The organism is Serratia inhibens, from assembly GCF_003591175.1.
Taxonomy (GTDB): Bacteria; Pseudomonadota; Gammaproteobacteria; order Enterobacterales; family Enterobacteriaceae; genus Serratia; species Serratia inhibens.
Genome location: NZ_QYYG01000001.1, coordinates 204,788 through 217,982 on the forward strand (window position 1 = coordinate 204,788; position 13,195 = coordinate 217,982).

A 13,195-nucleotide genomic window follows, 5' to 3' on the forward strand; every position below is an offset into this window, starting at 1 on the left:
TTTTTATGCCCGAAGATCAGTCCTCGTCGTCGTGCTCATCGTCTTCATCGACTTCGATCGGGCAGTTGAAGTTATCCGGCTTAATCACCAGCAGGTCACATTTCAGATGGTCGATCACATGTTCTGCCGTGTTGCCGATAAACGCCGCCGAGATACCGGTGCGGCCTAATGTCCCCAACACCACCACGCCAGCCTGCAAGTGTTCGGCCAAGTCCGGGATCACCTCTTCCGGCAGGCCTTTTTCAACATGGGTGAACTCTTCGTTAATACAGAACTTCTGCCTTAATGCCTTCATGGCGATCAGATGCTGTCCGCGAATGGCGTCGTTATAGACGCTGGGATCAAAATCAGGCAGTTCGATGGCGATATTGATGGGGGTAACAGGGTAGGCCCCGACCAGATGCACTTCCGTCTGGTTGACGTTTTGCGCCAGTTCGACGGTTTCCTGCACCAGCCTGATGTTCAGCGGATCGTGGTAGGGTTCTTCGCTGGCCAGATTGACGGCGACCACCGCTTTGCCGCCTTCCGGCCAGGGTTGATCTTTGACCATCCACACCGGGCACGGACATTTGCGTAACAGGTGCCAGTCGGTCGGCGTGAAAATGACCGATTCCAGCCGGTCGTGCTGATGTGCCATTTTCAGCAGTAAATCATGCTTGGCGGTGATCACTTCCTGGATAATTGCCTCGAAAGGGCGGTTATGCCAGACCACTTTGATTTCAATAGGAACGCCTTCGTCGAGGTAAAAACGGCATTGCTCGTTAATCCACGCGGCGCGTTGGCTGATAACGCCTTGCCGCATCGCCGTCCGTTCGTCGGGGGAGAGCAGGGTCGTCATCTCGTAAGAGAAGTCATAGATAGGAAGGAAGGCTTTGATACGCCCGCCGTTCCGTTTGACCAGGTAAACCGCCCGACGCAGCGCCGGCTGATCGTCCTGATTGGGGTCAATAGCCACCAGAAGATTCTGATACTTCGCCATAGGGCCTCCTTACAGCTGAAAATCAACAGTCTGTTAATTTACAGAGTAACCCAACATTGAATAACAGAACAGCGGTGGAGATGTGCCAGGTCAATAATTCTGCGGAATTATTGACCTGGTATGGGATCAGGCGCTTACGGCTACGTTGATGCGGGGTGTGCCGGCCAACACCGACAGGGCGTCGACGTTTTCGATGGTGATGTACTTGCCCTTCACGCTGAGGATTTCGCTTTTCTGGAAGCGGCCCAGCAGGCGGCTGATGGTCTCAACCGTCAGGCCGAGATAGTTGCCGATGTCGCCACGGGTCATGGTCAGGCGGAACTCACGCGGTGAGAAGCCCCGTTCCGCAAAGCGGCGCGACAGGTTGTATACGAATGCCGCCAGGCGCTCTTCGGCGTTTTTCTTCGACAGCAGCAGGATCATGTCCTGGTCGCCCTTAATCTCGCCGCTCATCAAACGCATGATTTGCTGGCGCAGGTTAGGCATTTTACCGGAAAGGTCGTCCAGGGTTTCAAACGGGATCTCGCAGACCATGGCGGTTTCCAGCGCCTGAGCGAAGCTTGGATGCTTCAGGCCGCCAATGGCGTCAAAACCGACCAGATCGCCTGCCAGATGGAAGCCGGTGATTTGTTCGTCACCCTGTTCGGTAATGGTGTAGCTTTTGATGGTCCCGGAGCGGATAGCGTACAACGACTTCAGTTCATCGCCGGCCTTAAACAGGGTCTGCCCCTTCTGGATAGGCTTTTTCCTTTCGATAATGTTGTCGAGCTGGTCCAGCTCATGAGCATTAAGAGTAAAAGGAATGCACAGCTGGCTGATGCTGCAGTCCTGACAATGGATCGCACAACCACCAGACTGGATACGACGAATCACGCGTTTTTCCGGGATCATAGATTACGCTCATTCAATAATTGATATGCGTCAATTTTAACATCTTTTGCCGCAGGTGATAAGAGTAGCATTAACATGAACAGGGGCATTGTGTGCGAATTTTGTTCTGTTATGCCGCTGATTATCCTGTAGTTGACTGAATACTTTTGATTTTCTCATAACTTATGAAAATGCTTTGCCCGCCCGACGGCCGTCTGTAACCGTCAGAAACCTCGGGTCAGGCAGGGTTTTTAGGGTAAGCACTATTTCACTATCGGTGTTTACCATCCTGAGGTGCGCATTTATGGCCGGAACCTGGTGATATTGCCTGATGCGTTCCGGCTGAACCCGTTTCCTTCTCCGCGCAGAAGCGCGCCGATATGGCTGGCGACGTGAATTAAAGCAGATCGTTCTGCAAATAGCCTTCGTGTTTCAACAGCCACTGTTTGCGTTGCACGCCCCCGGCATAACCGGTCAACGCCCCCTGCGAACCAATCACCCGGTGGCAAGGCACCACGATGCTGATCGGATTGGAGCCATTGGCCATACCCACCGCGCGGGAGGCGGTCGGGCGCCCGATGCGTTTCGCCAATTCGCCATAGGTAATGATCTCGCCGCAGGGTATCCGGCGCAGTTGCTGCCAGACGGTACGCTGAAACTCCGTGCCTGCGGTCATGACTGGCAGGCTGTCAATCACCGCCAGCTCACCGGCAAAATAGCGCTGCATGATGTCGGTCAGGCCGCCGGGGTTGGCTTTTTCCTGCAATTGGAAACGGTCGGCGCGGTAATGGGTATTCAGCAGTTTCATCAGGCGCACTTCGTGCTCGGTCCAGTCGATAGCGCGCAAGCGGTCCTGTTCGTCGGCAATCAGCACCAGCTCGCCAACGGGGGTCGCCATACGATCAATAAAAAAGGTCTGCATTTTGATTACTCCTCTCGTTTGATGGGGGGATTATTACACGAAATGCGGCGGTGCGATGGCGGATTTCGGACATGAAGATGGAGGGGGATCTCACAGGAGTCATGTTGGCGCAAGGGGACGCTTTTTATCCGATGGTTGCGTGCCTCGGTGCTTTGCCTGGGCATCGTTGCGGAGGTAGAGGTACAGGTTTCAGGGGCATAAAATGCGGCACCGGCGGTGATGGAAAAACCATCGCCACCTGATCTTCAATAATTTGCTATACCTGATAGGTCGAGGGATTTCATTTTTTTGTCATGTAACTGACATGTTAGGGTCATGGCGCTGGCATAAGTTTGCAGCGACTAAGCCAGGAGATAACGCGATGTTCAGCTTGGATTCTCTGTTGCAAGATGCATTTCCACACCGCAATACCCCGGCCTGGCAGCGTAGCCTGCTGAGAACTTTACTCTTCGAAAAAGAATTCAAACAGTTTGCCGCCGATTATCCGCACCTGAAGGGGCTGGATTTGATCGAGCAAGTGGTGGACTACTTCAACCTCAGCTGTGAACTGGTAGACGGTGATCTGGAAAATATTCCCAGCCAGGGGCCGGTGGTGCTGGTGGCAAACCACCCGATCGGATCGCTGGACGGGTTGGTGCTGCTGCGTGCAGTCGCGGCGGTGCGGCCGGATGTGAAAGTGGTAGCCAGTCAACTGCTGACCTATATCGAACCGTTGCGCAGCCTGTTCGTGCCGGTGGACAACGTAGGCTATAAAACCAGCCGCAAGCAAATCGAAGGCATGCAGGAGCAACTCGATAAACAGGGCGCGCTGATCCTGTTCCCCGCCGGTGAAGTGTCGCGCATGAGCCCGAAAGGCATTCGCGACGGCCACTGGCATACCGGCTTCTTGCGTCTGGCGGCCAAGGCGCGGGCACCGATTGTGCCGATCCACATCAGCGCGCGTAACAGCAACCTGTTTTATTTCACCTCGCTGGTTTACCGTCCTTTATCCACCTTGTTGCTGGTGCGTGAAATGTTCCAGCAGCAGGGCGGCCGTATCAAAATCCGCGTTGGCGGCCGCATTCCGTTTGCCAACTGGCACGATGGCCACACCAGTGCCAAAGATTTGGCCGAGCGCTTCCGTCGTCACGTTTATCGTCTGGGCCAGGGCAAGGAAGGGCTGTTCGCCAGCGAATCGGCCATCGCCCTGCCTGAGGATCGGCTGGAGTTGAAGAAGGCGCTGGCAAACTGCGAGCGACTGGGCGTAACGCCGGACGGTAAAATCATTTACTTGTATCGCCGCCAGGATGAGGCACGTACGCCCATTCTGCGTGAGTTAGGCCGCCTGCGCGAGATCGCTTTCCGCGCAGTGGGCGAAGGCTCCGGCCGTCGGCGCGATCTGGACAGCTATGACGACGACTATTATCACCTGGTGCTGTGGGATGCGGACGAGCTGGAAATTGTCGGCGCTTACCGTTTTATTCCCACCGCAGAGCAGCTGGAGCGCAAGGGCCTGGAAAGTATCTACAGCAACAGCCTGTTTCATTATGACCGCGATATGGCACCGATCCTGGCGCAGGGCATCGAACTGGGTCGCAGCTTTATCCAACCGGCCTATTGGGGCAAGCGTGGGCTGGATTACCTGTGGTTGGGCATTGGCGCCTATCTGGCCAAATACCCGCAGTATCGCTATCTGTTTGGGCCGGTCTCCATCTCCGGCGGTATGCCGGTGGCGGCGCGCGATTTGTTGATCGCCTTCTACCGGCTGTATTTCTCACCGGGGAGCGCGCTGGCGCAGTCGCGCCAGCCATATCCGGCTTCGTTGCCGCAGGTCCTGGCGCAGTTTGCCGGCGATAATTATCAAGAAGATCTGGTGCGGCTGAAAAGCCTGCTGAGCAACATCGGTTGCTCGATCCCCACCTTGTATAAACAGTATACCGAGCTGTGCGAGCCGGGCGGGGTGCAGTTTATTGATTTCGGCACCGATCCGGCGTTCAACAACTGTATCGACGGACTGGTATTGGTTGATCTCACCCGGCTTAAACCGTCGCGCTTCCAGCGTTATATTGCAGTTCATCAACCGCAGGAAACTTGCATAGAGTGATCGGCCACGCGTTCATACGTTTTTGATCTAAGCCCCGGCTTGGGGCCTGCGGTGGGATAGCGCTAGGATAAAGGTTTATCCCACCCAGGAGTTTTGCATGTCACAGTCCTTTGTCCCGCAGTTGCTATCTGCCGAGGAACCTCCCGCCGTTGCGGTTGAAACGCCCAACGGCACCGCACCCTTTTTATTACTGTGCGATCACGCCGGCCAGGCGATACCGCAACGTTTGGGCGATCTGGGCCTGCCGCCCGGTGAAATCGACCGTCATATCGGTTGGGATATCGGTGCCTTGGCGGTTTCACGTCATCTTAGTCGCCATCTGGACGCCACGTTGATTCATCAGCGTTACTCACGTTTAGTGATTGACTGCAACCGGGCGCCCGGTATCGCCAGTTCGATCCCGCATCTGTCGGAACTGACGCCTGTTCCCGGCAATATCGGCATTGATGCAGAGCACGCGTTGGCTCGCGAGCGTGAAATTTTCCTGCCGTATCATCACAGCATTGACGATACGCTGGGCGAACGGCAGCTGCGCGAAAAGCCGACCGCCATTATCGCGATGCACAGTTTTACGCCGGTGTTCAAGGGTAACTCGCGTCCCTGGCAGGTTGGGTTGCTGTTTAACCGCCAACCGGAGTTTGCCCACCTGCTGGCTGAGTTGCTGCGGGAGGAAGGGGATTTGCAGGTGGGGGTCAACGAACCTTATGCGATGACCGATGCGACGGATTACACCTTGCCGGTGCATGCGGAACGGCGCCGGTTACCTTACGTTGGCATCGAGATCCGGCAGGACCTGATCGCCGATGAAACGGGCCAGCGGGCCTGGGCAAAACGCTTCGCAAGACTGCTCCCACAGGCCTGGCATCGCTGGCAAATTTGACTTTAGGAATATTCCCAGTGATGATAACTGCAAGGAATTAGTATCGCCATCGGGAAGAGTCAGGAGAGACGTGTGGAGCACAATGATAACGGATTGTTTATCAAACGGGAGCGTTTTGAAGTTCTGGCGATTTTGCGTGAAATTTGTAAACAACGCACACCGCTGCGGGTCGTTAACCAGCAGCAGCAGTTTCAGAGTCTGTTATTGAGCGTCGGGCCGGACAATATCGTCTTCAGCGGCGACAAGGCGGATAGCGTGGCGGACGGCGAGTTTACCGTCGTGATTGAAAGCCACGACGCGAAGATCGAATTCACCGTCGGCCAACCCAAATTTACCGACCAACTGGGCGTTCAAGTCTGTTCTACCTGCCTGCCTAAAGAGCTGGTTTACATTCAGCGTCGTCGCCAGTTCCGCGTCACCACGCCACACTGGCGTCAGTTTCTCTGCAGCGGCGAATATGCTGACGGCACCGCATATCAGTTAAGGATCCACGATCTCTCTGCCGGCGGTGTGGGCTTGCGCTTCGATGGCCCGTTACCGGACAAGCTTCAACCGGGCATCCTGTTCAAAAAGGCGCTGTTGGATCTGGGCAGCTATGGCAGCTTCAAGGTTAATATGGAGCTGATGGTGATCAATGAAGATCAGGAGCTGGACGAAGATGACAAACCGGTGCATTTCTCGCGTTTGTCATGCCGCTTTATCAATCTCGGCCTGGCCATGGAAAGAAAAATACAGAGTGCGGTGTTTGCGTTCGAATTGGATTTCAATAAAAAGAAGAAACGCTGAAGCAGACGAACAGGGGCAGCGGGCTGCCCCTCGATGATTCTGTTCTATCTCAAGGCACGCAGGCTGCCAATCTCCTCCCACCCGAAATGTTCCGCTTCCGCCAACACGTCACACACTTCGCCACCGGAGGTAACTATGGCGTCGTTGAGGCTTTTGCCGTGCAGCAAATGGCTGACCAGCAGCGCGGTAAACATGTCGCCGGTGCCTTTCACCTTCGATTTGATTTTGGGGTGGGTATAGCTTTGCACTTGATTGCGGCTGACCAGCAATAACCCAAGCTCATCGTCGTTTTCCGCTATGCCCGGCGCGCTGGTCACCAACACCCACTCGGTAGTGTCATTCAACAGCGCCTGCGCGGCGTGCAGCGTCTGTTCACACGTAACCAGGCTGTGTCCGCAAAGCTGTTCCAGTTCAAACCCATTGGGCGTCAGGCCGTTGGCGAGGCGCAGGAACGGCGAACGGTAGTAATTGACGATGCGCGGGTCCACATACACGCCTTCACCGTAATCGCCCATCACCGGGTCGATATAGATTTTTATCTGCGGATTGATAGCGCGAACGCGCTGCAACCAGGTGTCCAGAATATGACATTGGCCGACATCCCCCAGATAGCCGACAATTACCGCTCGGGTGCGTTTCATCACGCCGCGAGCGATCAAATCTTCGAGAAAGCCGCTGAACCATTCGGCGGAAATCACGCCGCCGCTGGGGGCACCGTAATAGGGCGGGCAGCCGAACAGCACGCTGGGTACCTGCAGCGCTTCCAGCCCCTTTTTCAGCAGGGTGCGATAGGCGATACCATTGCCGACGCTGCCATACACCACCTGCGATTGAATGCTGATCACATCAATTTGCGGCGGTTGCAATTGAAAAGTCTGTTGCATCTAACACGTCCTTTGTTCGTTTTTATCCAGCCAGCGCACAAACACCTGGCGGGCACGCTGTGCCAATTCCGCGCCATGGCGTGCGGCCTGCTCGCGCAATTGCTGCGGGGCAATGCCGGCCAACTCCAGCTCACAGGCGTGACCGACCAGCCAGCGTTCAATATCGCGATGGTCGGCCTCCAGGTGGAACTGCAATCCCAGCGCGAAGCCCTGATATTCAAACGCCTGATAACGGCAAACCTCGGTGCTGGCCAGACAGGTTGCACCCTCAGGCAGGGTAAACATATCCCCGTGCCAGTGCAGCACCGGCGTTGCTGCCAGCGGCGCCAATACGGAGTCTTCATTTTCCGCCAGCGTCAGCGGCGCGTAACCGATCTCTTTCACTCCCAGCGAGACGACGCCGGCTCCCAAAGCCTGAGCCATCACCTGCGCCCCCAGGCAAATGCCGATCGTGGGGCGACGTTGCTGTAACCGCTGGGTTACCAGCGTCAATTCGTCGTTGAGAAACGGATACTGTTGCTACCCGGCAAAATGCTGAGCGGCGCTGATGGGCCCACCGAGCACCACCAGCAAATCGGTGTCTTCATTATGGATGGCACGGATATCGTCACGGCTGGCATCGTAATAATCAATCTGATAGCCACGCAGTGAAAGCAGCGATCCCAGAATACCGAGGTTTTCAAAATTTACATGCCTGATAGCGACAACTTTTTTCATTGCTCTACTTCCCTGGCGTCGTGATAAGGCTCCAATTCCAGCGCATCGCCGAGCACGGTAATGCCGTTGGTACCGCTCTGATAAACAATCCGGCGCTCTTTGACCTGGCTGATGTGTAATTGATAGCCCTGCGCTGCGGGAAATAGCGCGCGGGCCTGTTGCAGGTGGTCGGCAGCCCAGGGCGTGAACATCTGCAAACGAGCGAAGGCTTTGCCGGCATGCTGAATGTCGAGTACGTAATGTTTTTCCATTTTGACCCCTTAACTTTTGCGTTCGAAACGGGTAAACTACTTTGAACTAATACAAAAAGGTTTTATGTATGGGGTCATTGTATGCAAAAGGCGGCAGCGCTGTCCAGATTGCTGAACGGATCGGCGCGCAGATAAAGCGGGGCGACTTGCAACCGGGTGACCTGTTGCCGCCGGTGCGTCAGTTGGCCGGGGAGCTGGGGGTGAACCCCAATACCGTGGCCAGTGCGTATGCCAAGCTGCGGGATGCCGGGTTGGTGGCCACTCGTGGCCGCGCCGGTACTCAGGTGCTGGAGCCGCCGTTAAAGGCGGTACGTAGCGTACGACTGGTGCCTGAAGGCCTGTGCGACTTGGCCAGTGGCAATCTGGATGCGGCGCTGTTACCGGCGCTGTCGCTGGGCAAGGATGACGTATTTCCGCAGCAGAATGGCTATGACGTCAGCGGTGATTTACCGGCATTATGCGCGCTGGGCAGCAAGTGGCTCAGCGAGCAAGGTGCAGAGTTGGGCGAACCGGCGGTGTTTTCCGGCGCGCTGGATGCGATTGAAAAGGCGCTGCGCTGCCATGCGGCACCGGGGGCGGCGGTATGGGTGGAAGATCCTTGTTGGCCGCCGTTGTTGACGTTGCTGCGGCATCTGCGCCTGAAACCGCTGCCGCTGGCGATAGATGAACAAGGGTGCCAACTGCCGGAGAAGGATGCCGCAACGCTGGGTTGCGCAGTGATCCTCACGCCACGCGCGCAGAACCCGACCGGCATGTCGCTCAGTGCTGCCCGTGCCAAGTGTTGGCGTGAGTTCCTGGCGCAACAGCCCGGCTGCCTGGCGATTGTCGATGATTTCTGGGGGCCGCTGTCGCAGCAGCCGCTGCATTTACCCTGCGGTGCCGACAACGGTCTGTATGTGTTGTCACTGAGCAAGTTCCTCAGCCCGGATCTGCGCATTGCGTTGGCCTGTGGTGCACCGCCGTTATTGCAAGCGATGCGTGCCGATCAATACATCCGTGAGCGCTGGGTTAGCCATATCTTGCAGCAGATTGCCGTCAAATTATGGACGCAGGTGCAGGGCGATGGCTTGCTATTACGGGCGCAGGAAACCTATCAGGCGCGGCGCGATGCGCTGGCAGCGCAATTGGGCGCTCTGGCCGGCACGTCGTTGCCACAGGGGGAAGGCGTGCATATCTGGTTGCCGGTGCGTTCTGAAGCCGCAGCCAGCCAAATCATGGCGCAGCGCGGCTGGCTGGTGCAAAGCGGCGAGCCGTTCCGACTGAAAAGTGGCCCGGCTGTCCGCATCAGCCTGGCCAACCTGCTTGCGGAAGAACGGGAGCGGCTGGCGCAGGATTTGGCGGTGGCGATGGTTGCCGGTACCCTGGTTAACTGAAGACAAGGCATTAAATCGGTATGGCCAAGGGTCAATGCCGATTTAACGCTTATGGCCCCGGTTCCCCGATCAAACCAACGCCAGGCTCTCCTGCGCCAACAGTTGCAAAGAGGCCAGGCGCGCTGCGGGTTGGCTGACCGGTGTATCAATAACGAACTCTTCCACGCCATAGAGCTGGTGCAGTTGGTCCAACTGCCGGCGCACCTGCTGTGCAGTGCCGAGCAGAATGTGGTTTTCGCGCGGTTCGATGCGGTAATCGGTGGCGCCGGCCTGCTGCACAAAACTCTCCGCCTGTTCCAGGCTGCCCACCGTCACGCTCTGCCCGCCGGCCACATGCACGCGGTATTGCTGGATCCCGGCCGCCAGCTCTTTGGCCTGCGCGGCCGTGTCCGCGACGATCGCCGCTACCGCCAGCAGGGCTTTGCGGCCGCCGCTTTGCGCGGAATAGTGCGCCAGCGCCCGCTGAATATCATCCGGATTGCCATTGAGCTGGGCGGCAAAAACAAAGGCCCAGCCGTGCTCGGCGGCCAGTTGAGCGCTTTCGCTGCTGGCGCCCAGCAGAAAACGTTGAGCGGATTGCTCAGGCTGCGGAGTGGCGCTCAGGCCAGGTTGCGCATCGTCATTCAGATAAGCATTGAGCTGGGCCAACTGCTGCGGAAAATCCGGCTTATTCTGCTGGTCGTGCGCGGCCTGCAACGCCTGGGTAGAGAGCGGCAGCCCGCCGGGAGCTTTCCCCACGCCCAGATCCACCCGGCCCGGTGCGAGCGTTGCCAGCAGGTTGAAGTTTTCCGCAACCTTATAAGCGCTGTAATGTTGCAGCATTACGCCGCCTGAACCGATGCGAATACGCGAGGTTTGCCCGAGTAAATAGGCGATCAACACTTCGGGCGAAGGGCAGGCGAGCTGCGGGGTGTTGTGATGCTCCGCCAGCCAGAAACGGCGATAGCCCCAGATTTCCGCCTGCTGCGCCAGATGCAGCGTACGCGTCAGCGCCTGGGCGGCGCTTTCTCCTTCGGCAATCGGACTTTTATCCAACACGCTTAAGGCATAAGCCATTTTCCCGCTCCTTTATCATCAATTATTTATGATCAATACCATGTGGGTCGCCAGGAGCTTAATACTGATTCGGGATAGGATATTCCATTGATAAAAAACGGATTTAGATATGCGCAGCGCGGTTTAAGCCAGGCTACGCAAGCACTCAGGACTCCAGCCAGGTTTTCAGACGCAGCGCATCGGCGTAGTGGCCATAACGCTGCTGGGCTCCCAGCAGAATTATCACTACCGGCTGCCCCTTAATCAGGGTTCTCATCACCAGACAGTGACCGGGATGGACCCCGGCTATTTGTAGAGTGTGCTGAAGTTGAAAGCGATCGCCGCATCAACGGCTTCCGATAACTGTATGCAAGAACTACCGGGTACTTTTGAGTCGCAATCATAAAAATTTTAAAAAAATCAACAATTGCTATGAGACTTTAAATTATATTGAATAAGGGTTTATTAATGAAGCAGCCTTATTCTTGCTGCTTCATTCTATCAAGTATCTATAAGAGTTAAGTTAGTGTGAATGTGTCTTTTGTCGGATACGAAACAACACCTGATACTGTTTCTACATTTCGTTTCCAGTCATTTCCTGAGTATCCTTCCATAGTAAGTGAGCCAGATATCCTTGGGTTTGCTAACGATGGGCCAGATATCGTTACATTGCCCCATTGAAGGCTTATAGAGCCAGTGCCATTTATGACAATTGGTGGTTTTGTTCCTTGCTTGTTTACCAGAGATATACGGTCTAGCTTTGGTGCAATATCATTTGCAACAGTAATGGCTGTGCCAAACACCCTTTCAATGTATATGTTTTGCACTCTGGCTGGTGCTAAAAAATTTAAAATATTGTTAGTCACGGCTGATGAGGTGGATATAAGCGAAATGTTATTAATTGTCGCGGATTTTGCAATTGTTACTGAACTCCCCCCATCTTGATTGTTCATCTGGGATATGTAAATTGAATCAATAGTAACTCCAGCAGTATTTATATAAACATCATTGTTTATTGCGCTTTCACCAAAAAGGTTTATATTTCCAATATAACCACGTGTTATTTTTGTATCTGCTGAATCACCGATTGAGAAAAATGGATGATTGCTAACGTTATACTTGCTTCTGGCAGAGAATGAGCTTATATAAAAATCAGAACACCCCGGGTTAATGCCGAGTCCGGTGAAGATATTCTCGCATTTTATATCGCCAATCACAGCATTAGTCACATTAAGCCATATGGCCGCTGAACTAAGGTCTGCTTTGAAATTATCTTTGTAGTAACTGCCCAAATTTATTCCGCCAGAAATCGTCACATTTGAAGCGTTTATGTTTAGCGAGCCGGAACCATAAAACTCCCCGGCAATATTGTTAATCACAATAGATGAGGCAGGCACTCCGTCTGCACCTGCGGAAATAGCGACTCCTCGTACTGCATTACTTCCATCCGTGTTGTTAGCTGTAATGCATCCAGCATATTTATAATAGAAACCATCAACATGAATGTCATTTCCTTTAAGGATAAGACCATCTCCTGAACACCAGTTTACAGAGGCGTTGAATAACTTGTTATTTCCTCTTGATACATCTTTAGGGTACGGGTAGCAAGAATATAGAGCGTTGCGTAATTCATCCCCATATAAATCTCTGGTGAGTGTTTCGCCATATGCTCTTATGACATTACACAAACCAAATCCGTTAATGTTATAAGCTTTTCCGAAACCATATGATATACCATGAGCTCCATTTACGGCATTATAAGATGAGTCTTTATTGGCAAATCCTTCAATTGAAATATCGAAAAAATTCCATCCATAAACGACAGCGCTTAAAGAAGAATTGGTTCCATTTGTGTATTGGTTAAAAGGGCTGTATGCACCTGTTGTTTTTAATTTTGCACCGTTTCCATAAATAGATCTACGCTCTCCATTCTCATAGTTTGTAATAAACGGTAGGATGCAAGGTGATGTTAAAAGATAAGTTTTACCTGGAGTTAAATACAAGTTCTTACCGGTATTCGCAGCCTGGTTGAATGCAATGCTATCATCATCCTGGCCATTTCCTTTCGCACCATACCATTCAGGTATAACGATATTAATGCTTTGTTGAACATTTCCACCCTGTTCTAGGGCAACTAACGATGCCCCCTTGCCAGAAGCGGTAGAGGACAAATCGTCACGGAGGTTATCGTCAGTACTTAAAGATGCCATAAATCATTCTCCTTTGTTGTTTTGCATTTTTAGTTATACTGTATATTTAAACAGTGTCAAGGTGGATAGATCATGCTTCTCCAATCAGATATACAGAGTGCATTTATGGGCTCCATTACTCTCAGCCCGAAAGGTTGCTCATACCTGCATACGCGTGAATTCGCCATCGGAGTGCTCAGCGTTGTTATCTGGGCGGTAAACGATA

Annotated in this window: 11 protein-coding genes and 2 pseudogenes; 4 read left to right on the forward strand and 9 right to left on the reverse strand. The window is 53.9% G+C overall.

Annotated elements, in window-relative coordinates:
• Window positions 1–16 precede the first annotated feature (16 nt).
• From uspE to ogt, 3 genes are all read right to left on the reverse strand, one after another.
• Complete coding sequence (gene uspE, locus D4100_RS01000) at window positions 17–979, reverse strand: universal stress protein UspE (RefSeq protein ID WP_006319628.1); 963 nt, start codon at window positions 977–979, stop codon at window positions 17–19.
• 126 nt (window positions 980–1,105) lie between these two features.
• Window positions 1,106–1,870: an FNR family transcription factor gene (locus D4100_RS01005; protein ID WP_006319629.1), complete on the reverse strand. Its 765-nt coding sequence runs from the start codon at window positions 1,868–1,870 to the stop codon at window positions 1,106–1,108.
• 376 nt (window positions 1,871–2,246) lie between these two features.
• Complete coding sequence (gene ogt, locus D4100_RS01010; protein WP_004944976.1) at window positions 2,247–2,771, reverse strand: methylated-DNA--[protein]-cysteine S-methyltransferase; 525 nt, start codon at window positions 2,769–2,771, stop codon at window positions 2,247–2,249.
• Between the two features lie 361 nt (window positions 2,772–3,132).
• Here ogt and olsF point away from each other — a divergent pair, with 361 nt between their 5' ends.
• From olsF to D4100_RS01025, 3 genes are all read left to right on the forward strand, one after another.
• Entirely contained in the window at window positions 3,133–4,854 is a 1,722-nt protein-coding gene (gene olsF, locus D4100_RS01015; protein WP_006319630.1) for an ornithine lipid synthase OlsF, read from the forward strand.
• Window positions 4,855–4,951: 97 nt separating this feature from the next.
• Window positions 4,952–5,734 carry an N-formylglutamate amidohydrolase gene (locus tag D4100_RS01020; protein WP_006319631.1) on the forward strand — a complete coding sequence of 261 codons (783 nt, stop codon included), beginning with the start codon at window positions 4,952–4,954 and terminating at the stop codon, window positions 5,732–5,734.
• 72 nt (window positions 5,735–5,806) lie between these two features.
• Window positions 5,807–6,520: a flagellar brake protein gene (locus tag D4100_RS01025; protein ID WP_006319632.1), complete on the forward strand. Its 714-nt coding sequence runs from the start codon at window positions 5,807–5,809 to the stop codon at window positions 6,518–6,520.
• Window positions 6,521–6,564: 44 nt separating this feature from the next.
• Here D4100_RS01025 and pdxY read toward each other — a convergent pair whose 3' ends face one another.
• The 3 genes and pseudogenes from pdxY to D4100_RS01040 all read right to left on the reverse strand — a co-directional run bounded on the left by pdxY (window position 6,565) and on the right by D4100_RS01040 (window position 8,372).
• Complete coding sequence (pdxY, locus tag D4100_RS01030) at window positions 6,565–7,404, reverse strand: pyridoxal kinase (protein ID WP_119802626.1); 840 nt, start codon at window positions 7,402–7,404, stop codon at window positions 6,565–6,567.
• Window positions 7,405–8,121: pseudogene (locus D4100_RS01035) on the reverse strand (glutamine amidotransferase).
• A complete protein-coding gene (locus D4100_RS01040) occupies window positions 8,118–8,372 on the reverse strand; it encodes a hypothetical protein (protein WP_119802628.1) in 255 nt (84 codons plus the stop codon). Before D4100_RS01040 ends, D4100_RS01035 begins: the two are co-directional and overlap by 4 nt.
• Before the next feature lie 68 nt (window positions 8,373–8,440).
• On the opposite strand from D4100_RS01040, the gene D4100_RS01045 reads away from it, so the two are divergent.
• On the forward strand, window positions 8,441–9,745 hold the full coding sequence (locus D4100_RS01045; RefSeq protein ID WP_119802630.1) for an aminotransferase class I/II-fold pyridoxal phosphate-dependent enzyme: 1,305 nt from the start codon (window positions 8,441–8,443) through the stop codon (window positions 9,743–9,745).
• Window positions 9,746–9,814: 69 nt separating this feature from the next.
• On the opposite strand, the gene D4100_RS01050 is transcribed toward D4100_RS01045, so the two are convergent.
• The 3 genes and pseudogenes from D4100_RS01050 to D4100_RS25530 all read right to left on the reverse strand — a co-directional run bounded on the left by D4100_RS01050 (window position 9,815) and on the right by D4100_RS25530 (window position 12,990).
• A complete protein-coding gene (locus tag D4100_RS01050; protein ID WP_006319637.1) occupies window positions 9,815–10,801 on the reverse strand; it encodes an LLM class flavin-dependent oxidoreductase in 987 nt (328 codons plus the stop codon).
• A gap of 145 nt (window positions 10,802–10,946) precedes the next feature.
• Window positions 10,947–11,072, reverse strand: a pseudogene (locus tag D4100_RS01055) (peptidase S11); the annotation flags it as partial.
• A 226-nt stretch (window positions 11,073–11,298) separates the two neighbouring features.
• Complete coding sequence (locus tag D4100_RS25530; protein WP_147417732.1) at window positions 11,299–12,990, reverse strand: hypothetical protein; 1,692 nt, start codon at window positions 12,988–12,990, stop codon at window positions 11,299–11,301.
• Between the last annotated feature and the right edge of the window lie 205 nt (window positions 12,991–13,195).